At 65.1% G+C, this 21,872-nt stretch carries 21 protein-coding genes; 16 read left to right on the plus strand and 5 right to left on the minus strand.

Going from position 1 to position 21,872, the window contains the following annotated elements; translation table 11 throughout:
- Positions 1 to 25: 25 nt before the first annotated feature.
- Positions 26 to 829 carry a FadR/GntR family transcriptional regulator gene (locus M1M07_RS13165; RefSeq protein WP_282582023.1) on the minus strand — a complete coding sequence of 268 codons (804 nt, stop codon included), beginning with the start codon at positions 827 to 829 and terminating at the stop codon, positions 26 to 28.
- 181 nt (positions 830 to 1,010) lie between these two features.
- Here M1M07_RS13165 and M1M07_RS13170 point away from each other — a divergent pair, with 181 nt between their 5' ends.
- Positions 1,011 to 2,291, plus strand: a complete 1,281-nt coding sequence (locus M1M07_RS13170) for a MaoC family dehydratase N-terminal domain-containing protein (RefSeq protein WP_248674463.1) — start codon at positions 1,011 to 1,013, stop codon at positions 2,289 to 2,291.
- 93 nt (positions 2,292 to 2,384) lie between these two features.
- Positions 2,385 to 3,134 (plus strand): enoyl-CoA hydratase/isomerase family protein, encoded by a 750-nt coding sequence (locus M1M07_RS13175; protein WP_085470480.1) that lies wholly within the window; start codon positions 2,385 to 2,387, stop codon positions 3,132 to 3,134.
- A 69-nt stretch (positions 3,135 to 3,203) separates the two neighbouring features.
- Here M1M07_RS13175 and M1M07_RS13180 read toward each other — a convergent pair whose 3' ends face one another.
- Positions 3,204 to 4,004 (minus strand): FadR/GntR family transcriptional regulator, encoded by an 801-nt coding sequence (locus tag M1M07_RS13180; RefSeq protein WP_145691463.1) that lies wholly within the window; start codon positions 4,002 to 4,004, stop codon positions 3,204 to 3,206.
- 256 nt (positions 4,005 to 4,260) lie between these two features.
- On the opposite strand from M1M07_RS13180, the gene M1M07_RS13185 reads away from it, so the two are divergent.
- The 10 genes from M1M07_RS13185 to M1M07_RS13230 all read left to right on the plus strand — a co-directional run bounded on the left by M1M07_RS13185 (position 4,261) and on the right by M1M07_RS13230 (position 13,413).
- The gene (locus M1M07_RS13185) at positions 4,261 to 5,454 is read left to right on the plus strand and encodes a thiolase (protein WP_085470482.1); all 1,194 of its coding nucleotides are present in this window, start codon (positions 4,261 to 4,263) and stop codon (positions 5,452 to 5,454) included.
- Positions 5,451 to 5,882: a Zn-ribbon domain-containing OB-fold protein gene (locus M1M07_RS13190; RefSeq protein WP_248674465.1), complete on the plus strand. Its 432-nt coding sequence runs from the start codon at positions 5,451 to 5,453 to the stop codon at positions 5,880 to 5,882. The genes M1M07_RS13185 and M1M07_RS13190 overlap by 4 nt, the downstream gene beginning before the upstream one ends.
- Before the next feature lie 270 nt (positions 5,883 to 6,152).
- The gene (locus tag M1M07_RS13195; RefSeq protein ID WP_179161847.1) at positions 6,153 to 7,088 is read left to right on the plus strand and encodes an ABC transporter permease; all 936 of its coding nucleotides are present in this window, start codon (positions 6,153 to 6,155) and stop codon (positions 7,086 to 7,088) included.
- Complete coding sequence (locus tag M1M07_RS13200) at positions 7,085 to 7,975, plus strand: ABC transporter permease (protein WP_085470485.1); 891 nt, start codon at positions 7,085 to 7,087, stop codon at positions 7,973 to 7,975. The genes M1M07_RS13195 and M1M07_RS13200 overlap by 4 nt, the downstream gene beginning before the upstream one ends.
- Positions 7,972 to 8,994 carry an ABC transporter ATP-binding protein gene (locus tag M1M07_RS13205; RefSeq protein ID WP_085470486.1) on the plus strand — a complete coding sequence of 341 codons (1,023 nt, stop codon included), beginning with the start codon at positions 7,972 to 7,974 and terminating at the stop codon, positions 8,992 to 8,994. Before M1M07_RS13200 ends, M1M07_RS13205 begins: the two co-directional genes overlap by 4 nt.
- On the plus strand, positions 8,987 to 9,874 hold the full coding sequence (locus M1M07_RS13210) for an ATP-binding cassette domain-containing protein (RefSeq protein WP_228525476.1): 888 nt from the start codon (positions 8,987 to 8,989) through the stop codon (positions 9,872 to 9,874). Before M1M07_RS13205 ends, M1M07_RS13210 begins: the two co-directional genes overlap by 8 nt.
- Positions 9,875 to 9,891: 17 nt before the next feature.
- The gene (locus tag M1M07_RS13215) at positions 9,892 to 10,320 is read left to right on the plus strand and encodes a MaoC family dehydratase N-terminal domain-containing protein (protein WP_248674467.1); all 429 of its coding nucleotides are present in this window, start codon (positions 9,892 to 9,894) and stop codon (positions 10,318 to 10,320) included.
- Positions 10,317 to 10,769 (plus strand): MaoC/PaaZ C-terminal domain-containing protein, encoded by a 453-nt coding sequence (locus tag M1M07_RS13220; RefSeq protein WP_248674469.1) that lies wholly within the window; start codon positions 10,317 to 10,319, stop codon positions 10,767 to 10,769. The genes M1M07_RS13215 and M1M07_RS13220 overlap by 4 nt, the downstream gene beginning before the upstream one ends.
- A 264-nt stretch (positions 10,770 to 11,033) precedes the next feature.
- Positions 11,034 to 12,482 carry an ABC transporter substrate-binding protein gene (locus M1M07_RS13225; protein ID WP_186455123.1) on the plus strand — a complete coding sequence of 483 codons (1,449 nt, stop codon included), beginning with the start codon at positions 11,034 to 11,036 and terminating at the stop codon, positions 12,480 to 12,482.
- Positions 12,483 to 12,555: 73 nt separating this feature from the next.
- The gene (locus M1M07_RS13230; RefSeq protein WP_248674470.1) at positions 12,556 to 13,413 is read left to right on the plus strand and encodes an SDR family NAD(P)-dependent oxidoreductase; all 858 of its coding nucleotides are present in this window, start codon (positions 12,556 to 12,558) and stop codon (positions 13,411 to 13,413) included.
- Between the two features lie 40 nt (positions 13,414 to 13,453).
- Here M1M07_RS13230 and M1M07_RS13235 read toward each other — a convergent pair whose 3' ends face one another.
- Positions 13,454 to 14,983: a class I adenylate-forming enzyme family protein gene (locus M1M07_RS13235; RefSeq protein ID WP_248674472.1), complete on the minus strand. Its 1,530-nt coding sequence runs from the start codon at positions 14,981 to 14,983 to the stop codon at positions 13,454 to 13,456.
- A 13-nt stretch (positions 14,984 to 14,996) separates the two neighbouring features.
- Positions 14,997 to 16,079: a hypothetical protein gene (locus M1M07_RS13240; protein ID WP_085470493.1), complete on the minus strand. Its 1,083-nt coding sequence runs from the start codon at positions 16,077 to 16,079 to the stop codon at positions 14,997 to 14,999.
- A gap of 115 nt (positions 16,080 to 16,194) precedes the next feature.
- On the opposite strand from M1M07_RS13240, the gene M1M07_RS13245 reads away from it, so the two are divergent.
- Both M1M07_RS13245 and M1M07_RS13250 read left to right on the plus strand, forming a co-directional pair.
- A complete protein-coding gene (locus tag M1M07_RS13245) occupies positions 16,195 to 17,589 on the plus strand; it encodes a phosphotransferase family protein (RefSeq protein WP_085470494.1) in 1,395 nt (464 codons plus the stop codon).
- Positions 17,586 to 18,341 carry an SDR family NAD(P)-dependent oxidoreductase gene (locus M1M07_RS13250; protein ID WP_085470495.1) on the plus strand — a complete coding sequence of 252 codons (756 nt, stop codon included), beginning with the start codon at positions 17,586 to 17,588 and terminating at the stop codon, positions 18,339 to 18,341. Before M1M07_RS13245 ends, M1M07_RS13250 begins: the two co-directional genes overlap by 4 nt.
- A 60-nt stretch (positions 18,342 to 18,401) precedes the next feature.
- Here the strand turns inward: M1M07_RS13250 and M1M07_RS13255 are convergent, their stop codons facing one another.
- Positions 18,402 to 19,301, minus strand: coding sequence for an NAD-dependent epimerase/dehydratase family protein (locus M1M07_RS13255; protein WP_229580870.1), 900 nt, complete (start codon positions 19,299 to 19,301; stop codon positions 18,402 to 18,404).
- A 90-nt stretch (positions 19,302 to 19,391) separates the two neighbouring features.
- On the opposite strand from M1M07_RS13255, the gene M1M07_RS13260 reads away from it, so the two are divergent.
- Both M1M07_RS13260 and M1M07_RS33020 read left to right on the plus strand, forming a co-directional pair.
- Complete coding sequence (locus tag M1M07_RS13260) at positions 19,392 to 20,174, plus strand: SDR family NAD(P)-dependent oxidoreductase (protein ID WP_229580871.1); 783 nt, start codon at positions 19,392 to 19,394, stop codon at positions 20,172 to 20,174.
- 30 nt (positions 20,175 to 20,204) lie between these two features.
- Positions 20,205 to 21,842, plus strand: coding sequence for a thiamine pyrophosphate-binding protein (locus tag M1M07_RS33020; RefSeq protein ID WP_248674474.1), 1,638 nt, complete (start codon positions 20,205 to 20,207; stop codon positions 21,840 to 21,842).
- The last annotated feature ends 30 nt before the right edge of the window (positions 21,843 to 21,872 follow it).

Below are 21,872 nucleotides of genomic sequence, written 5' to 3' on the forward strand. Positions count from 1 at the left end.
GCAGCGCCGGCCGGACCGATGTATCTCAGCCGAACAGTTCGACGATAGATGCTCGGCCCGCGCCACGTCCGAACAGAATCTTTCCGACCGAACGCAGGTGCGCGGCCCAGTGTTCTTCGGCTGCCGATCCGTCTCCGGCTGCGACGATATCGACAAGCTTTTCGTACGAGCGGAGATTGCGGCGGAAGGCCGGCCAGGTACCTTCACGTTGGGCGCCTCGGTCCAGGGCGTACTTCTGGTGTGTTCTGACGATGTCGCGAAGCACGCCGGCCTGGACGCTGAGGGCGTTGTTACCGCATCGCTCGGTGATGATGGCTTGGAATGTGCCGGTCAACTCGGCCCACATTTCGGGAGCTTTGTTCGAGTCCAGATCCTGCTCGGTGACTGCGCGCATCCGATCGATGCACGCGTGCAGGTCGTCGAGGTCGTCGTCGGTGCGCCGCTCTGTGAACAGCCGCGCGCAGGCAGGCTCGAAAAGGATACGGGCCTCATGGATTTCATCGACAGTGGTACCGCTCATCTGCAGGATCAATCCGACGTAGCGCGACGCCACGGAGATATCGGGAACCGACACGACGGCTCCACCGCGCGCACCGCGCTTGAGCTGGATGAGGGATTCGGCTTCGAGCAACCGATAAGCCTCGCGCAGTGTGGGACGGGAAACCCCGAACTCCTCCATGAGGGTGGTTTCCGGTGGGAGAGTGTCGCCTTCCTTCAGCTGACCGCGCACGATCTCCGTCCGGAGGCGGTCGGCGACGAGTTCGGCCGTCTTCGGGATGCGCACGGAACCCGACACTGCGCCGAGGGACGCAGCTTCTCGATTGGTCATGGTCCGAGATTACGTCCTTACGCCCCTGTCTCTTCGAGTTATCTTCCTCAATAGCTTTACATCTATGACTAAGTGCACCTACTGTAAGAGCGACCGGCGAGGCGGATCACACGCCCGCCCACTCAGCCGCTTCGAAGCGCCGGGCACGGTCGCGGCGCTCCATCGACCACGGAGGTACTCCATGAGCTCGTCGCAGACGACGGATTCCAAGCCCGAGATCTATACGTTCCGCGAGGAGGACATCCAGCGCGCGCGCGATCTGGTCGGCGTCTATCACGCGGTGACGCAGCGGGAGCAGTACACCCGTGCGACCCCGGACATCATGCGCAACTTTGCACGCAGCTACGGCGACGACAATCCGCTGTTCGTCGACGAGGAATACGGCCTCGACACCCGCTGGGGTGGGCAGATTGCACCGCCGATGATCAACATCGGTCTCACCAAGGACCTGCTCGCGGATCCGGTGCCGAAGGAGCAGCGTCGTCCGTCGTTCCGCGGCATCCACGTGTTCGTCTCGGGCACCACCACCGACTGGTACCGGCCGGTCTACGACGGCGATACCCTCTACTCGTTCCAGGGCTTCGAGAACGTCGAACTCAAGGAATCCGAGTTCGCCGGCCGTTCGCTCATCGTCACGCGCATCCACGTGCAGTTCAACCAGCGTGCCGAGGTCGTGCAGACGCAGCGTGTGATCACCATCCACACCGAGCGCCACGAGTCGAAGAAGCGCAAGAAGTACGACGCCATCGAGCCGGCGTCCTACACACCCGAGGACATCGCGAAGATCGACGAGATCTACGCGGCCGAGGTCCGACGGGGCGCGAACACCCGCTACTTCGAGGACGTGGAGGTCGGTGCGAGCCTCGGCACCATGGCGAAGGGGCCGCTGACCACCACGGACATGGTCGTGTTCCATTCGGGTGGTTACGGTTTCGCGCCGTACACGCCGTCGTCCAGCCGGTTGGCCTACAAGAACCGCCAGCGCATCGCTCCGTTCTACATCCCGAACGAGCAGGGCATCCCGGATGTGGCGCAGCGCATCCACTGGGACAGCGAGTATGCCCGCTCGATCGGTCTGCCTGCCGCATACGACTACGGCATGATGCGTGACTGCTGGCTGAGTCACTTCCTCACGGATTGGATCGGCGACGAGGGCTGGCTCGAGACCATGTCCAGCCAGATGCGCAAGTTCAACTATCTGGGCGACACGCACATCTTCACCGGTGAGGTCGTCGGCAAGCGCATCGAGGGCGACCGCTACCTCGTCGACGTCGAACTGCGCGGCACCAGCCAGCGCGGTGAGGTCACGTGCCCGGCCACCGCGACGATCTCGCTGCCGAGCCGCGAAACCGGATTGGCGGTCCTGCCGACCGCACCGGTGGAGCTCGAGCGTGTCGCAGCGCAGATGCTCAAGCGCAGCGGCGAACTGCGTGCGGAGAAGCGTCGGGCTGCACAGGTCTGATCGTTCCACCCGATCAACCCGCCGGGGCACGGCCTTCAGACGGCCCCGGCGGGTCATCCATATCCGCCTACGACATGCACGAACGAGGACCACATGCCGGTAACCACCGAACTCCGTAACGGTGCAGTTGTAGTGACTCTGCGGTGGACGGACAAGCGCAACGCCCTGTCGGCGGACGACGCCGTCATCGTCTCCGATGCCATCACCGCCGCCGGGTCCGAGCCAGATGCCAGGGCACTCGTCCTGACCGGGGAGGGCACCTTCTCCGCGGGTGGGGACCTGCCGTACTTCGCCGAACTCGGCCGCACGCTGACGCCCGAGGAGATTCACCACACCATCTACAGCCGTGTGCAGGGCATGGTGCGCGCACTGCGCGACTGTCCGATCCCCACGATCGCCGCCGTCGACGGCGCGGCTGTCGGGCTCGGGATGGATCTCGCGCTCGCGTGCGACATGCGGTTCGTCGGCCCTGACGGATTCCTCATGCAGGGATGGGCCCGCGCCGGTTTGATCGCCGGAACCGGCGGGGTCGCACTGCTCCACCGCATTGCGCCGGACCTACTGTGGCAACTGCTCGCGGCACAGGAGCGCATCACCGGCGAGCGTGCGGTGGAACTGGGCCTGGCCGAACGCGGGGAACCGGACGCATTGTCCGCGGCCTTCGCCCGCGTCGAAGCACTGTCGTACGTCGATCGCCGCGTGCTCGGCGAGTACGCCGCGCTCGCGCGGAAGGCGGCCTGGCCGGCCGAGGAGAACTTCGACGACGCGGGCGCGCGGCAGGGCCACCTGCTCTGTTCCCCACAGTTCCGTGAACTCACCCATCGTCTACTCGGAAAATCCTGAGCGCGAAGTACTTACGCCGGCCACCCTCGCGCTGCGATGGTGGCCGGCGTTCGATGTGGTGAGGCGACCTCAGTCCAGAACGTCACGAACCTGCGTCGACTCGTGGCCGAGGAGCAGGGAACCTCGCGATACCGTCATGTGCTGCTGCCAGTGGTCGTAGGCGGCGTCGGCATCGCGTGCGCGCAGGAGCTTGATCAGCCGACGGCACGATCGGATCAGAAGCAGGAAGTTGCTCTCGTACCTCTCGTGGTCCCGTCGGTTCTTCTCGGCTGTGACCGCTTCCACGTGCCGTTCGAAGATCTCGTGCATCATCCCTGCGAGCAGGGCGAGGGTGGCGTTTCCGCACATCTGCACCAGTCGCAGGTGAAACGCTGCGGATCCCGCGGAGAGCGTGTCCGCGGCGTAGGACGCGGGAATGTCCTCGTCGACCATGCGCTCGAGTTCGTCGAATTCGGCGTCACTTCCTGTCAGCGCGAGCAGTCGCGCAGCGTGCGGCTCGAGTGCCTCCCGGGCGACGAGCACATCGGCAACCGTGGCGCCGGACAGTTCGAGAAGTAGTGACGCCGGCCGGGCAACAATCTCGGGACCGGGTACACACACCCGCGCGCCGGACCGTGAACCGCGCCGTACTTCGACGAGCCGTTCGGATTCGAGTACTCGCACGGCTTCGCGCAGGGTCGGTCTGCTCACGGAGAAGTGCTCCATGAGTTCGGCCTCGTGCGGTAGCCGATCGCCGTCGGCGAGTTGACCGTCGACGATCATGCGCCGCAGCCTCAATGCCACCAATTCGGCCGTCTTGGGCGTACGTACCGGACGCGACGATGCGGTGTCGAGCGAGTCGAAAATCGGTGCGATCGATTCATCGGCCACGAATTACCTCCGGGAACAGGCGAGGGAGTCGCAGGGCACTCGCTCGAGGGATGCAGTCGACCGTCATGGTGGGACCATCGGCCCACTATCGGCTGACGCTGGTGTTACTATGACTCATAGCTTACTATGTGATACACGTCATTGGTATGTTTTCGCGATGACATGCGTGTGAAGCCGGTACGGGCTCCACGCGGGTGCCGTTGGCGCTCGCTATTGGTTCCTCGACCGACCGGAATTACCGAACGGAGAAGCTGTCTTGAGCAACGGCCTGCGGGATGTCGCCATCGTCGGTGTCGGAGCCACCCCCTATTACAAGCGTGGAGGATCTGCGCCCCAAACGATTACGGAGCTTGCCGGTAAGGCGATCCTCGCGGCGTGCGAGGACGCGGGAATCTCGGTGAAGGACATCGACGGTTTCGCCTACTACTCGGGCGCGGGTGCCGGCTACGGCGACAAGATGGACACCGCCGACTTCATGGAAACCCTCGGTATCCCCGAGGTCACCTTCACTGCCTCGCTGACCTCCGGTGGAGGTGGCTCCGCCGGAGCTATCGGCCTGGCGCGCGCCGCCATCGTCGCCGGTGAGGCGACCACGGTGGTCACGGTCATGGCGCTGCAGCAGCAGAAGCAGCGTCTCGGCACGGTGTTCGCAGCGAGCGCCCCGAATCCGACCAACTCCTTCCTGCAACCGTCCGGTCTCGCCGGCCCGGGGCACTTGATGTCGGTGCTGGCGCGTCGTCACATGCACCTGTACGGCACCACGCGCGATGCATTCGCCGAGATCGCCATCTCGGAGCGCCAGAATGCGCTCAATCGCCCCAAGGCCATCCAGAAGAATCCCCTCACCAAGGAGGAGTACTTCAACGGACGCATGATCGCGGATCCGTTGTGCTTGTACGACTTCTGCATGGAGACCGAAGGCGCGGTCGCAGTGATCACCACGAGTGTCGACCGTGCGAAGGATCTGCGGCAGAAGCCCGTCCCGGTCGTCGCTGTTGCGCACGGTGGTCGTCGTGAGTGGGGTCGCGCGTTCGCGTGGTACGGGATGCCCGACGAGTACTTCGCGTCGGCCGGCAACGCACCGATCGCGAAGCGTCTGTACGAGCAGTCGGGCCTGTCCGCCAAGGACATCGATGTCGCACTGCTCTACGACCACTTCTCACCCATGGTGCTCATGCAGCTCGAGGACTACGGATTCTGTGAGCGCGGCGAAGGTGGTGCCTTCGTCGAGAGTGGCGCCATCCGGTACGACGGCGGTTCGATCCCGGTCAATACACACGGCGGTCAGCTGTCCGAGGCCTACATCATCGGAATGACACACATCATGGAGGCGGTGGAGCAGATGCGAGGCACTGCGATCAATCAGGTCGAGGACGCCGAGTTCGCGCTTGCGACCGGTGGTCCCGCGTCGCTGCCCGTCAGCGGTCTGATCCTGGGACGTGCGGCATGAGCGACATCGTAGCTACGCCGTTGCCCGGCGAGACCGTCAAGATCACGACCGATCCGCACACCGAACCCTTCTGGCAAGCGGCCAAGGAAGAGCGCCTCGTCGCGTGCCAGTGTGCAGATTGTGGGCACTTCCGGATGCCTCCCACCCCGTTCTGCCCCGAATGCCAGTCCACGGAAAAGAAGTGGCCGGAACTGTCCGGCCGCGGCACCGTGTACAGCTTCGCGGTCGTGCACGGCTTCCCGGGCCTGCCCGACATCACCGTCGTCGGCGCGGTCATCGATCTCGAAGGTGCCGCCCCGGCCCGGCTGGTGACGAACGTTGTCGACATCGATCCCGACGAAGTGGTAATCGGGATGGACGTCGAGGTGCGTTTCTCCCCTATCTCCGACGGGTGGAAGCTACCGGTGTTTCGCCCCGTAACGGACTGAATCGGCGCCTGAAGGCAACTGAACAGCACACGATCTGCAGTCGGTGCCGCGAACATCTCGGTGTTCGCGGCACCGACTCTTCTACTTCCGATGGAGTGGCACTTAGTTAACTAAGTAGTGTTGACAACCTAAGTGGCGCGCCTCACAATAGTCAGGACGCGGCGTGCACACCCACCACTTCGACCCGTCGAATTTCTCGCTTGTGCTCGAACGCAGGGCGCGCCCAAACCCCACGCCCAGCCGAACGAAGGGTTTTCCATGTTGCGGTTCATGGCATCACGACTACTGACGGTCGTGCCGATGCTTCTGATCCTGACGGTCATCGTGTTCCTACTCGTTGAAATCGCGCCCGGCGACCCCGCTGCGATCATCGCCGGCGCCGATGCCTCACCCGAAGCGATCGAGGCGGTCCGGCAGCGACTCGGACTCGACCAGCCGGTGTGGCAGCAGTACCTGTCCTACGTGTGGAACGCGTTGCAGGGCGACCTCGGAACATCGTTCGCGACGAACGAACCCGTTACGGAAGTGATCGCCCGCAGGCTCCCCAGGACCTTGTCCATCGGACTGTTCGCGATGCTCATGGTCGTCCTCCTGAGCATCCCGCTCGGCATCCTTGCCGCAGTCAAGCGTGACAGCGCATACGACCGGCTCCTCACCGGCAGTTCGGTGTTCCTCCTGGCGGTTCCGCCGTTCGTGCTCGCCGCCATCCTGGTGAAGTGGTTTGCCCTCGGTGGCCTGCAGATCTTTCCGCCCACCGGTTATGCACCGATGAGCGACGGACTGGGGGAATGGCTGATGTACGCCACACTTCCCGCGATTGCGGTCGCCACAATCAGCCTCGCCGAACTCACGCGCCAGGCACGCGGCTCCATGATCGAAGCGCTGGAACAGGACTACATCCGGACCGCACGCGCCAAGGGGCTGAGCAAGATGGCGCTCGTATGTAAGCACGCGGCGAAGAACGCTTCGGTTCCGTACATCACCATGCTCGGCCTCAACGTGGGCCGCGTCGTCGGTGCCGCCGTCATCATCGAGGCGATCTTCAACATCCAGGGTTTCGGTCAGCTCGGAGTTACTGCCGTCATCAACCGCGACATTCCGACGATGCAGGGTGTCGTCCTCGTCAGCGGCGTGATCGTCCTGCTCGTCACCCTGCTCGTCGACATCTCGTACGGCTATCTGAACCCGAGGATTCGCAACAAATGACCACTACAGTGACGAACGCGAAGAGCGCCAAGACGCTGTTCTCGTACACGCCGGGCCGGACGATGAAGCGGCTCATGCAGGATCGCGTCGGCATGTTCTGTCTCGCGGGCCTGATGTTCCTCGTATTCATCGGTGTACTGGCACAGTTCTGGACGCCGAAGGACCCCTCGGCCCAAAGTTTGCTGAACAGACTCGAAAGTCCCAGCAGCGAATACTGGCTCGGCACCGATGCCGTCGGACGCGACATCCTGAGCCGGCTCATGGTCGCCACCGGTGTCGACTTGGCGGCGGCCGCCCTCGCAGTGGGCATCGGCATCGTCGTAGGCGCCAGCCTCGGTCTGATGGCCGGCTACCTCGGTGGTGTGCTCGACTCCTTCACCAGCCGAGTGTCCGACGTACTGCTGTCGCTCCCACCACTGCTCTTCGCAGTGGCAATCGTGGGAGCTCTCGGACCGAGCCTGACGAACGCGATGATCGCGATCGGTGTGCTCCTCGCCCCTCGGTTCTTCCGGCTCGTGCGTGTCAGCACCCGAGAGATCATCAACGAGGACTACGTGGAAGCCGCCCGCTCGGGCGGTGCCGGACCGATCCGGATCATGGCGCGCCACGTGGCACCGAACATCGTCTCGCCGCTGCTCATTCAGATCTCCTTCGGCGCCTCCGTGGCGATCGTCGCCGAATCCGGTCTGAGCTTCCTCGGGCTCGGCGTGCAACCGCCGACGGCGAGCTGGGGTTCGATGGTCAAGGAGGGATTCGACAATCTTGCGATCAACGGCTGGACCATCATTCCCTCCAGCGTCGTGATCGTTGTTTCCATCCTGATGTTGTCGCTGTTCGGCGACAGCCTGCGGGACGCAGTCGGCAGCCAAGGCGGGAGCAAGGCATGACCATCACCACCGAGAAGGCACTCGAACAGGACACCGTTCTGAAGGTCGACGATCTGTGCGTCGACTTCAAGACCCCTGATCACGGGTGGACGCGCATCGTCGACAACGTCGCGTTCAGCGTCCGCAAGGGCGAAACAGTAGGATTGGTAGGCGAATCAGGTTCGGGCAAGACGGTCACCTCGCTTGCGATCATGCACCTGCTGGCCCGAAATGCCCGGGTTTCCGGTTCGGTTGTCGTCAACGACCGGGACCTGAACAGCTTGTCGGAGAAGCAACTCGACGGGGTTCGCGGCGCCGAGGTCGCGATGATCTTCCAGGAACCGCGACGCAGCCTCAACCCGGCCTTCACCGTGGGTGACCAGGTCGCCGAGGCGGTCCGCCGGCACCGCAAGTGCTCGCGTAAGGACGCGTGGGCCCGCGCAGTCGAATTGTTCGACCGGGTCGGCATCCCCGAGCCGGCGAAGCGCGCGCACGCCTACCCACACGAGTTCAGCGGTGGCATGTGCCAGCGCGTCATGCTCGCGATGGCGCTGTCGTGCGATCCGGATGTGCTCATCGCCGACGAGCCCACCACCGCTCTCGACGTGACGGTGCAGCGGCAGGTGCTCGGCCTGATCCACGAACTGCAGCTAGAGCTCGGGCTCGGCGTCCTGCTCATCACCCACGATCTCAGTGTTGTCGCGGAGGTGTGCGACCGGGCCGCGGTGATGTACGCGGGGCGGATCGTCGAAGACGCACCGATCCTCGAACTGTTCGACAACCCGCGCCACCCCTACACCGCGGGCCTGCTGCACGCGATGCCCGATCCGGTCAGGCACGCCGAGAAGATGGGTGTCATCCCCGGCCGTGTGCCACCGCCGCACGAGTTCGTCGAGTCGTGCCGCTTCGCACCCCGGTGCCCATATGCCCGCGCGGAGTGCACGACGGACTACATCCCGTTGTCGACCATCGGTACCGACCATCTCGTGCGCTGCGTCCGCACCGACGAGATTTCGCTGGAGGACGCGTTCTATGAGTGAAACGACCATGACCGGCGCACGGAGCAACGATCCGACGTCCACCGGTACTGCAGCCCTGGTCATCGAGGGACTGACGAAATCGTATCCAGCCAAACGCAATCTGCTCGGCCGCGTGACCGAGACCGTCGATGCGGTGCGTGGAGTGAGCCTCGAGGTACGACGCGGCGAGACGCTCGCGCTCGTCGGCGAGTCCGGTGCCGGCAAATCGACCGTGGGGCGGCTGGCGCTGCGGCTGATCGAGCCGAACTCGGGGTCGATCAGGGTGCTCGGGGACGACATCACCGCAATGGGACGGTCCGAGCTGCGCAAGGTTCGGGGCCGGGCGACGATGATCTTCCAGGATCCGTTCAAGTCGCTCAATCCCCGTGCCCAGATCAAGTATTCGATCGCCGAGCCGATGCTGTCGCAGGGCGGCTACAGCGCATCCGATCGCGACAAGCGGGTCGCCGCACTGCTCGATCGTGTCGGTCTCGCGGCGCACCACCTCGAGCGCTACCCGTACGAGATGTCGGGCGGTCAGCTCCAGCGCGTCGCCATCGCCCGGGCGCTGGTGACTGATCCGGAGATCGTCGTGTGCGACGAACCGGTGGCGGCACTCGACATGTCCATCCGGTCGCACGTCATCAACCTCCTGCGTGAACTGCAGTCCGAACGCAATCTCGCGTACCTGTTCATTTCGCACGACATGTCGCTCGTACGAGTCATTGCCGATCGCATCGCGGTGATGAAGCGCGGCGAGATCATCGAGTGCAACGACGCAGCCACGCTGTTCGCCGATCCCACACACGAATACAGCCGGACGCTGCTCTCGGCCATACCGGCCGCGCATCCGAGCATGCGGACCTTCCGCCCGGCTCCGGCCGCCCGGGTCGCGGGATAGGGGTACTCATGGCCGTGATGCCGATCGAGCGCGGCAAGATCCGCGAGTACGCCGCAGCGACGGGTGCCTCCCGAGCGGAATACCTGGACGACCCGTTCGCTCCGATACCGCCGACCTTCCTTGCCACCGTAGTTTTCTGGGACGACCTTCCACGCGTCTTCGACCTCCCCGAAACCCGCGCCGGATGTGCGGCGATCGGCGTGGTTCCCGATGTTCGCCGACTCCTGTCACTCGAGCAGGAATATGTATTCCACGGCGAGATACTGCACGCCGGCGAGACGGTGGACACCGGATTGCGGCTGGATTCGGTCGATCTCAAGGAAAGGCGGTCGGGATCGATGGCGCTGGTGCGCTTCACCGTGACCTTCACGGATTCGGCCGGAGAGCTCAGGGCGGAATGTCATTACACCTCCGCCTTTCTCACTTCGGTGGGAGGTTCGGCATGACCACTTCGGACGTTGGCATCGAAGCGGGACAAGAGTTTGCGCCCCGCGAGTTCGGGCCCCTCACGATGACCGACATCGTGCGATATCAGGGCGCGAGTGGTGACCTGAACCCGATGCACCATGACGACGAAATGGCACGAGCAGCGGGGTATCCCGCGTCGTTCAGCGTCGGCATGCTCGGTGCGGGGTATCTGGCCGCGTATTGCACCGACCTCTTCGGCACCCGGTCGGTGAGACGGTTCCGGACCCGATTCCGCAAGGTCGTGTACCGCGGAGAAGTGCTGACTGCGCATGCGGTGGTGCGCGAAATTCGGGGTAGTGGGGACGACGCACGTGTCGAACTCGGCCTCGAACTGCTCGATTCCTCGGGGGCTGTGGTCGTCGACGGATCTGCCGAGTTTCTTCTTGACTCGATGAAGAGCATTGGTAGCGAAGAAGTTTCCGAATAACACGGACGCGCCGGGTATTGTGATGTGTGACACTGCGGGTTAGTGTTTCCAGCGAAGATCATAATCTTTCGGAAATTTCGAGGCCTGCATTCCATTGCACGACTGCACGATCGCACTCCGTGCTCGCATTCGAACCCGATCCGCGAAAGGACTTTCATGTTCCGAAGTCGTTGGGCAGTCACCACGGTTGCGTGTGTGGCTGTGGCCGCGTTGGTTTCCTCATGCGGCAGTTCCGAATCCTCCGCCGCTGCGGGACAGGGTGCAGTGGACACCAATGCGACCCTGTCGGTGGGGTGGACCCAGGCGGTGACCACGCTCGACCCGCATATGGCGACCTCCGACCTCGCGTCGTTCCGTTTCGGGCTCAACAATATCTACGACCGGTTGTTCACGGTGGACTATGAGGGCAAGCCCGACGGCATGCTGGTCACCGACTGGACCTACAACGATGACGGCAGTCGGCTCGTTCTGACGCTCCGCGAGGATGCATCCTTCCGGGACGGCACGCCACTCGATGCAGCGGTGGTGAAGGCAAATCTCGATCGTGCGCGCACCCTCGAGTCGCCGGTGGTCAAGCGCTCGTTGTCGGCGATCTCCGAGGTGAGTGCGACGGGGCCGTACGAGGTCACCATCGCGTTGGGTAAGCCCACCGATCAGTTGCCGTACCTGCTTGCCGGAGTGGCCGGTCTCATCATGAACCCGCCGTTGTTCGAGAGCGGTGATCCCAGCACGACAGCCGACGGATCCGGTGCGTACAGCATCGAGTCGTGGGCCCCCGGCGAGAAACTTGTGCTGGTGCGCGACCGGGACGACTACTGGGATGCCGACGCCGCCAAGCCCGCCCGCATCGAACACACGGGTATCCCAGATTTTCAGGCGTTCACCAACGCCGTCGCCGGCGGTCAGATCGACATCGGCCAGTTCCAGCCCGGCAACGTCGCAGCAGTCGAGGGTCGTGACGGCCTCGTCACCGTTCCCGTCGAGCACGGTGTCGGTATGGAGATCGCGATCAACCGCAATGCGAAGCCACTGGAGGATTTGCGGGTGCGCCAGGCGCTCAACCACGCTCTCGACCGGGAGACGATCACGGAGGCCCTGTACCCGGGTTCCCGCGTGCGGTGGCAGTTCGTCCCCGAGGGGCTCGCCGGGTTCGACGAGAGTCTCGAGGACATCTACCCGTACGATCCGGAAAAGGCCAAGGCGCTCCTCGCAGAGGCGGGTTATCCGAACGGAATCGATCTCGGTGAAATCGCAGTGTCGTCGGCGACGACACCCGGCATGGTCGATGTCGTGCAGGAGCAGTTTGCAGCCGCGGGTATCCGGTTCGAGCCCCGTGTGCTCGACGGCGTCGAAGTGTACACCCAATTTGCGTCCGGGCGTTATCCGCTGCTGATCGGGTTCTCCTCTGCCGGTATCAGTTTCGCGGCCGGACTCAACACACGCATCGGGCCGACCCAGAACCCTGCGGGCACGACCCCCGAATATGACACGTTGATCGCTGAGGTGACAGATTCTCGGCGCACCGAGGACGAGCGCACGGCAAGCAAGGTCGAGCTCAACAAGTACCTCACCGAAGAAGCGTGGGGAGTTCCGGTCGTCTGGGTTACCTACCCGTGGGTGATGAGCGACAAGGTCGGCAACTTCAGTACCGAGATGGACTACGCGACCACATGGGGTCCCTACGACTTGAGGTACCTCACGGTCACCGAATGACAGTGAAGCACGGAGCACGCGCCGCCTGCCGACCCGGCGGGCGGCGCGTCCCCGTTGAAGGAAAGTGGTGCACATGGTTGGTATGACGGTCGATCTGACAGGCCAGGTCGCGCTGGTGACGGGCGGCGGCGGCGGGATCGGGCGGGGGATTGCGCTGTCGCTCGCCGAGGCCGGCGCGGACATCGTCCTCGCCGAAATCGATCCGCAGCGCGCCGAACAGACCGCCGAGCTCATTCGCGCGTGCGACCGCAAGGTGCTGGCGGTGCAGACCGATGTCATGGACACCGACCAGGTGCGAAACGCCGTCGAGCGTGCCGACAGTGAATTCGGTCGCCTCGACATCCTGGTCAACAATGCCGGCGGTGTTCGCGGCGGCGCGTTCGTCGACCAGAGCGAGCGTAGTTGGCGGCGGCACATCGACATCAATCTCGTCAGTATGCTCGCCGCGACCTCGGCCGCTGTCCCCCTCATGCGGCGCGGCGCCCAGGGCGGTTCGATCGTCAACGTCAGCAGCATCGAGGGAACCCGCGCTGCACCGAACTTCGCGGTGTACGCGGCGTGCAAAGCGGGCATGCTCAGCTTCACACGCACGATGGCACTCGAGCTCGCCGCGGACGGCATCCGCGTCAATGCGATCACGCCCGACCAGACCGTGACGCCCGGGAACCACGGGCAGCGTACCGGACCGATCGACGAATCAGCCTTCCTCGTCCGCGAGCCGGCACTCCAGGACGCAATGGACCGCTACATTCCCCTCGGGCGTGAGGGTCGCATCTCCGAATGCGGTACGGCCGTCGCCTTCCTGTGCTCGCCCCTCGCGTCGTACATCTCGGGCGCGACCCTTCCCGTGGACGGTGGTACGTGGGCTGCGTCGGGCTGGTCGCGGGGGACCGAGGGCACGTGGAACCTGGGAGACTTTCCCATCGGCTGAGTCGGTCCCCGGGACCGCAGGCAGTCGAGAGCCCTCCGAGTCAGCGTCGCCGGGTCGGAGGGCTCCACACGCCGGTCAGCTCGATGGTGTCGAGCAGCCCAGTCTTGAGAACCTTGTTTGTCGGAGTGCGAGGCAACGCGTCGGTCAAGGTGAGATACTTCGGGAGCGTGTGCTTGGGGAGGCGACTCGTCAGCCACTCGTAGAGAGTGGGCTCGTCCAGTGGGGAATTCTCGACGACCTCCGCTGCAATCAGAACCTCGTGTCCTGCAATGGGATCGGGAACTCCTAGCACCGCGCAACCGGAAAGCTGCGGGTGCTCGTCGATCACTGCCTCGACGGCGGTGGTCGAAATGTTCTCGCCCATCCGTCGAATCGTGTCCCCGGCTCGATGGAGAAACTCGAAGTTGCCGTCAGGATGGCGAATGACGATATCGCCCGTGTGATACCAGCCGCCGTTCAGAGCGCGTGCGGTCGCCTCCGGTTGGTTGAGGTAACCGACCATGATCATGAGGCGGTCGTCGGGCCGGATCCAGAGTTCTCCCGGTACGCCATCGGCGGCTGGTTGTCCGTGCTCGTCCACCACCTGTGCGCGATAGCCGTCGCGGACGCGTCCGCACCATGTGCGTTCGAGGTCGGGTGGGTTGCTCAGGACCAGCGGGAAGCCGACCTCGGTGGAACCGTAGAGGTCGTAGCACTTCACTGCGAATCGTTCGGCGAACTTCGCGGCGAGGGCGACATTGTGGCCGGCGAACACGGCCTCGAGTGGGTTGTCGGCGTCGTCGTCCCGTGGCGGCAAGGGCAGCAGGAGCGCGCTGAGGAAGGTGCCTGTGGTGCATCCGAACCTGCGCACGTCGTCCATTGTGGCCTTGGCCGAGAACTTCTCGCGGAACACGACCCTGCCACCTGTGCTGCACATGGTGACCAGCGGACTTCTTCCGGTCACGTGAAACATCGGGTGACAGTTGTAGGTCACGTCGTCGGGGCCGAGGGGAATCCGGTCGATGGTGGTGGCGAACTGCGCCCAATCCAGCACCACTCCCTTGGCCGGACCCGTGCTGCCGGAGGTGTAGATCACGCACGCGATGTCGCTCGGTGACGGCAGCGTCCGAATCTCGGTGGTGGCTGCATCCAGTGTCTCCCACTCGCCACGCTCGACAGCCCGAACCCGCACCGCAGGTCGGGTGTCTCGAATGCGATCGACAAATTCGGGTCGCGCCAGGCACAGCATCGGCGCGGCATCGTCGAGGACATGTTCGAGGAATGCGCCGTTCAGGTCGGGGTTGACCGGTATCTCCACCGCACCCAGGCAACCGAGGGCGATCCAGACCATCGCGGCATCGATCGAAGGTGGCAGCAAGGTCGCGACATGGCAGCCGGGCCCGACACCGAGGTCTCTCAGATGCTCGGCCCAGCTGCAGACGCCGTCCCATGTCGCGCCGTAGGTGGCGCTGCCGCCCGTCACCTCCAGGAGAAACGGTCGGTCGGGTTCGGCTCGGGCGCGCGAGCGCAATTGAACGGGCAGTACGGAGGCGGGATCGGTTGCCGTAGCGGCGAGGGACGATGTAGACATTTCCGCTTTTCCCCTACTGGTGTGCGTGCCCGGTTCGGCCCACATCACGAAGGGCTCGCATGAGCTCGGCGAAGTGGTCGGGTTTCCAGCCGTCCTGATCTTCACCCCAGCCGATTCTTCCGTCGAACTCCCAGCGCATCAGCGCGTTGGCGCCGGTGCCGTGTTCGCACATGTGGCTCACGGCGAAACCCTCGGCATCCATGGTGCGACCCGTGACGTCGACCAGCTGCACCTCCATATGAGCGCTCCACCCGGTGCGGGGATCGCGATAGTTCCGCATGCGGCTGCGCGTCTTGTCGAGACGCTCGAACCGCCCGTCCTTCAACAGCCAGCCGACATTGAGCGGCGAGAATCCTGCGGCGTCGCCGTCCTGAGGGCGGACGAAACTCAGGAAACCGGTCTCGGCGCCGGCATGGCCGAAGATGTACTGGATGCGGCCACGGCCGCGTTGCCGCTCGACCTGCCGCCAGGACGGTCCACCGGGTTCGCGAACCGTGTATTCGCCCCGCAGGTGTTCGGGCTTGCGGCTCTGCAGGTGCGCGCCACCGCGCGGACCCCACGTACGGTCGCGGACGGAGTGGCAGTCGATCTCGATGCGCTCGCCGTCGAGGACGAGTTCGCCGGTGAGGTGACCGAGTTGATCGAAGTGGGGATTGAACATTGCGGGCGCCTCACCCGGCGTGAACCGTTGAGGCGAGTGCACGCTGCAGTGTTCGAACTCGATCGCGAACTTTGCGGCCGGGTCGGAGTAGGCGATGTGGTAGTCCATGGTCGGATTCAGGGCTTTGACGCTGAAGCCGCCGGCAGGAAAGGTGATGTCGCGCAGGTCGGGATTGTCGATCATCGGAACCGGTCCCGAGTTGCGGAAGTACGCGAGGCGTCCGGGGTCGGCTCCGCGCGGGTCCCACGCGAACACACGCCACCTGACGGTGCCTTGGTTGGGCAGGTGTGCGGCGTGGAGCCACCCACCGATTCGCCGTTCGGGGACGTTGAACGACCACCACGTCGTTTCCGTTTCGTGGGGGTCGTCGCTGAGTTGGTGGTAGGTGTCGTCTTCGGGGAGGAATGGTGCGTCGCCGACGGTGTTCGAGGTCATGTGCACGCTCCGAGATCGTGGAGATCTTGCCGATAGAGAACTAAGTGATATAAGTGATCTGTACCATATCCGGTGGGGCGCGGTATAGGTGACCGCTCGAGGGCAGGACGAAACGATGGCGACTGCGACAGGGAGTACGACCGAGCCCGAAGCGAACAACCTCTCCCGAGATCTCGTGGACTGGATCTGTGAGACGGCGAACGGCACCGTGGTCTCGGCCGATCGGCGACCCGGTGGCGGCCGGAGAGAAGCATGGGTGGTGGAGGTGCGCGGCGCGGACGGCACGATCCGCCCGCTGTTCCTGCGCTACGACCGTCTCGACCCCGAGGAGAAGGGCGACGATTTCACCCTGCACCGCGAGGCAGCGTTCTTCCGGGCGCTGAGCGGCACGGCGGTGCCCGTCCCGAACATCGTGGGGGTGCACCCGACCGAACAGGCCACCCTGTCCGAACTCGTACCCGGTCAGCCGTGGTTCTCCCGCCTACACGACGAGGATCAACGAGTCTCCGTCGCATCGGATTTCATACGCATTCTCGCCGAGATGCACCGCGTAGATCCGCACCGGCTCGGGTTACCGGACCAGGACCCCGACGCGGACCTGCGCGTGCTCGTCCACCGCGAGATCGACGCATGGGAGAAGGTCTACCGCGACTCCGGGACCAGCGACCCGTTGATCGATCTCGGGCTCGACTGGGTGCGCCGCCACGTGCCGGACGTCGACGGACCCGTGGCGATCGTGCAGGGCGACACCGGGCCGGGCAACTTCCTCTTCGAGAACGGCAAGGTCACCGCCGTCCTCGACCTCGAGCTGGGACACCTCGGCGACCCGCACGACGATCTCGCATGGGTCTCGGTCCGCGCGGTGCAGGAACCGTTCACCAACCTCCTCGAGCGGTTCGACGATTACGCGCGGGCAGCCGGAACCACCATCGATCTCGACCGGATCCGCTACTACCGGGTGCTCGCCGAACTGCGCATCGTGATCCTCGGGCACCGCAAACGTGCAGAGCCCGATCTGTTGGGTGAGGTCGGCAATGGCCTCGTGTACGGACTGCTGCACCGGAGACTGTTCCTCGAGGCCCTGGCCGACGTCGAGGGCGTGGAGGTCACCGAAGTCGATCCGGTGCCGTCGACGCCGGGAGAGCGGGACTGGCTCTACGACGCCGCGCTCGAGCAGATCCGGCAGATCATCGTTCCACGAAGCGAAGATCCGTTCGTGATCCAGCGCAGCAAGGGCTTGGCCCGAATCCTGAAGTACCTGCGTGAGGCATCCTCTGTGTCGGCGGCCGTCGAGCAGCAGGACCTGGACGCTCTCGAATCGGTGCTCGAATACCGGCCGTCGTCGGTGTCGGCAGGCACCGTCAAGCTGGTGAAGCGGTGCCTCGAGGGCACGGTGCCGCTCGGGACCACGGTGGGTGTGCTCCTGCGGCAGGTGGCCGGCGAGACGCAGGCGCTGCGTCCCGCAATGGGAGTGCTCGCGGACCGGCACTTCGATCCTCTCGGGCGATGACGGACACGCGCGGATTCGACGGAAAGATCGCTGTCGTCACGGGTGGAGCCCGGGGTATCGGACGTGCCATCTGTGACAACCTCGCCGCCGCGGGCGCTCGTGTGGTGGTCGGATACCGTTCCAGGGCCGACGAGGCCGACGCTACGGTCGCCACCATCTGCGACGGGGGTGGGGAGGCCGTCGCCGTGCAGGTGGACGTGGCGGACCCTGAATCCGTGACGGAGTTCATGGCCGGTGCGCGCCGTGAATTCGGTGGTCCGGTCGAATTTCTCGTGAACAATGCCGCCTATTCACGATTGCTCGAGGTCGACGAACTCACACCGCAGCGATGGGATCTGCTGTTCCGCACCAATGCCGGTGGGCCCTATCTCACGACCTGGGCGGTCAAGGACGAGATGATCGCGGCGGGTGGCGGTGCGATCGTGAACATCTCGTCGATCAACGGTGTCTCGGCGAACGCATCGACGATCGCGTACGGCGCGACGAAGGCCGCGCTGAACAACTTCACCCGCGGGTGTGCGCTCGCGTTCGCGAAGGACGGCATCCGGGTCAATGCCGTGGCTCCCGGACTGGTTCTGACCGAACAATCGGAGACGGTGACGGCAGAGCAGCGAGCCGCGATGGTCGAGACGATCCCGTTGGGACGGGGCGCAGCGCCGGAGGAGATCGCGTCGGTCGTGCGGTTCCTGCTGTCCGAGGAGTCCTCCTACATCACCGGCGAGACGCTCGTGGTCGCCGGCGGGCGTCACTGACATTCGCTACTGCACGCAGCAGTACCGCACCGGATCCTTTCGGGTCGGGTGCGGTGGCTGTCAGATGGCGCTGGCGGGAACGTCGATTTCGGACAGCACATCGAGCCGGTCGGGATGGGGCTGCCAGCCGAGTTCGCGCCGGGCGCGGGGTGCGCGTGTGCGGCTGCAGGTCGAGAAGACGATCAGTGCGGCGAAGGTGCCCCAGATCTCCACGCCCTCGGCGAGATCGATACTCCGGGCCGAAACACCGTGGCGCCGTGCGAGGGCCTCGGCGATGGTCCGGAAATTCGTTTCACCGGAAACCGCATGGTAGATCGCGCCGGTCGGGGCCTTCTCGGCCGCGAGGTAGTAGATCTCGGCGACATCGTCGACGTGCACGTTCGAATACAGATTCAGGCCGCGGCCGATGTAGCAGACGGCGCCGGTCTTTTCGATCGAGGTGCGGAAGCCGTCGAGCATGGGGGAGCGGCCGTGGCCCCAGATCATCGAGGGCCGCACGACGATGCCGCGGATGCCCCGTGCGCCGGCCGCGCGCACGAGATTCTCGGTGTCGACGCGGGCACCGATGTACTTGGAGCGGACGAACTCGTCGTCCTCGGCGAACGTGTCTTCGCTCCACTCACCGTCGGTGCGCTGCGAGAGCACTCCGGTGCCGGAGGTGAAGATCAGCGTCTTTCCCGATTCTGCGAGGGTGTCGAGCAGGGCTTCGATGGTGCTCCGCTCGGGTTCGAGGAGAAGCTGTGCCGCGTACACGACGACGTCTGCGTCACTCGCGAGTGCGACGGTGCCGTCGGGATCGGTAAGCAGGTCACCGAGCACCGGCTCGGCCCCTGCCTCGCGGAGCGCGGCAGCGGCCTCGTCGTTACGGACCAGACCGCGCACGGTGTGTCCACCTGCGACGAATCGCCGGACGAGCGCGGAGCCGAGAAACCCGCCTGCGCCGTAGATCAGTACCTTCATGTGTCCTCCATGGACTGTCGTCGATCCCGTACAGTGTGTTATAACCCAGATCACATAGTTTACTAAGTAACGCGATTTGTTGGAGGCTCCATGGACCTCGGCCTGAAAGGCAAAGCCTTCCTCGTCACGGGCGGATCGGACGGTCTCGGATTCGCGACGGCGTCCTCGTTGGTGACCGAGGGTGCCGACGTGACGATCTGCGCTCGTAACTCCGAGCGCCTCGACGACGCAGTGCATTCCCTGTGTGCGCTCGGCGGCGGCTCGGCCGTGGGAGTGCGGGCCGACGTCACGATAGCCGCCGATCTCGACGCTCTCGTCGAGCAGACACACACGCAGTGGGGAAGGCTCGACGGGCTGGTCAATTCGGCCGGTGCGCACAGCGGCGGCGCGTTCGAAGAGATCACCGACGACGCCTGGCATGCGGACTTCGACCTGAAGTTCCTCGCCGCGGTGCGCGCGAGCCGCGCAGCGGTCCCGTACCTGAAGGAATCGAAGGGCGTGATCCTCAACGTACTCAGCACCGGCGCCCGGGCCCCTGGTGCCGGCGGCGGCATGCCCAGCTCGCCGCTGCGCGCGGCAGGTCTGAGTCTGACGAAGGCGCTGGCAGGCGAGTTCGGCCCCGATGGAGTCCGGGTGGTCGCGATGCTCGTCGGCATCATCCGCAGCGGGCAGATCGTGCGGCCGGCGATGGAGGCAGGCCGCGATGTCGAGGAGTACCTCGCCAAGGTCGCCGACCGGATGAAGATCCCGCTCGGCCGGGTGGGTGAACCGCACGAATTCGGCGACACCGCGGCCTTCCTGCTCTCACCTCGTGCCGGTTACCTCACGGGCACGGCTGTTCACGTCGATGGCGGTTTCTGTCCGGTCATCTGACCAGTGCATCCCTATCGTGAAGGAAATCCTGTGAAGACCTATCAGCTTGCAGCCCAAGCACTTTCCGATCTCGGTGTCGGTACCGTCTTCGGACTCATGGGGGACGCCAACCTCGCGTATCTCGGCAACTTCGTGGAGAACCACGGCGGTGAGTTCGTTGCGGCCGTGGTCGAAGGCGGCGCGGTGTCGATGGCGGACGGCTACGCCCGCATGACCGGTCGCGTGGGTGTGGCGTCTGTGACACACGGCCCGGCCGTCACGAACTGCACCACGGCGCTGGTGGAGGCGGTGCGCTCGCGCAGCGCGGTGCTGCTGCTCACCGGCAGCGCCCCCGATGTGCGCGACCATTTCCAGGACTTCGACCTGGAAGGATTCGCCCGTCTCACCGGTGCCGAATACCTGCGGGTCCGCAAGGCCGATTCGGTCGGAGCGGACATCGCCGAAGCGCTCGCCCGGGTGACCGCCACCCGCACTCCACTCGTGCTCGATCTGCCGTATGACCTGCTCGAGGTGACCGTGGCGGGTGAGGCGCCGCGCGCGGTGCCCCAGCCGCCGGTGGCCGGTGCGCCGGACCCCGTGCTCGTCGACGACGCACTCGCCGCGCTGCTCGGCAGCGCGCGGCCGCTGATCCTCGCGGGCCGGGGTGCCGTCGTATCCGAAGCCCGCGGCGACATCCTGGCTCTGGCGCGGGCGCTCGATGCTCCGGTGATGACGACGCTGCTCGCGAAGGACTTGTTCGCCGGTGAACCCGAGAATCTCGGTGTGCACGGGTCGTTGTCGCACGCGGTGGCAATCGAAGAGCTCGGTCGCGTCGATTGTGTGCTTGCGGTGGGTGCCGCCCTGTCGTCGTTCACCACTGACAACACCGCGCTGCTGGCCGGCAAGTTCGTCATCCAGATCGACGATCGGTCCGGCGCATTCGGGCGGTTCGCGCCTGTGCATATTCCGATTCTCGGTGATGCTGCGGGTGTGGTGCGCGCTCTGGTCGAGCGCCTGGTGGAAGCCGAGGCTCCGGCACCGTCCGGTCGTCGTGTCGCGCAGCTCGCCGAGGCGGCGCGTGGTCTCGAGGGGAAGGGCTATCGCAGCATCTCGGGCGGTGGCACCGTCGATATGCGGGACGCGATGGCCCGGTTCGCCGAGCTGCTCCCGACGGGAACTCAGGTTGTCACCGATGTCGGGCGATTCTCGTTCGCGGCGTGGAAATACCTGCCGGTCGATCCGGCGCGTTTCACCGTGCCCGGTGCGTTCGGCTCGATCGGGCTCGGTATCGCGACTGCGGTGGGCGCCGCTGCGGGCCGGCGCGACGTGCCGACGGTGTGTGTGGCCGGCGACGGCGGCGCGATGATGGGACTGGTGGAGCTGAGCACGGCGGTCCGGCACCGTCTGCCGCTCGTGCTGGTCGTACTCGACGACCACTGTTACGGCGCCGAATATCTCAAGCTCGAGGGCCTCGGACTTGCGCCCGCACACTCGGAGGTGTCGTGGCCCGGGTTCGCGGAGACGGCGCGCGCACTCGGTGCCCGCGCGGTCACGGTGCGGGACCTCGAGGAGTTTTCGCAGGTCGCGGCGCTGCTGGACGAGTGCGCCTACCCTCTGGTTATCGAGGTGAAAGCGGATCCCGCCCGGCGTCGTCCCGAGGTGGTTGCGGCTGCCGGCCATGCGCGTTGAGCGTGCCCGGCCGGAGACTGGACGCACACA

It is taken from the genome of Rhodococcus sp. HM1 (assembly GCF_023218075.1).
GTDB lineage: Bacteria > Actinomycetota > Actinomycetes > Mycobacteriales > Mycobacteriaceae > Rhodococcus.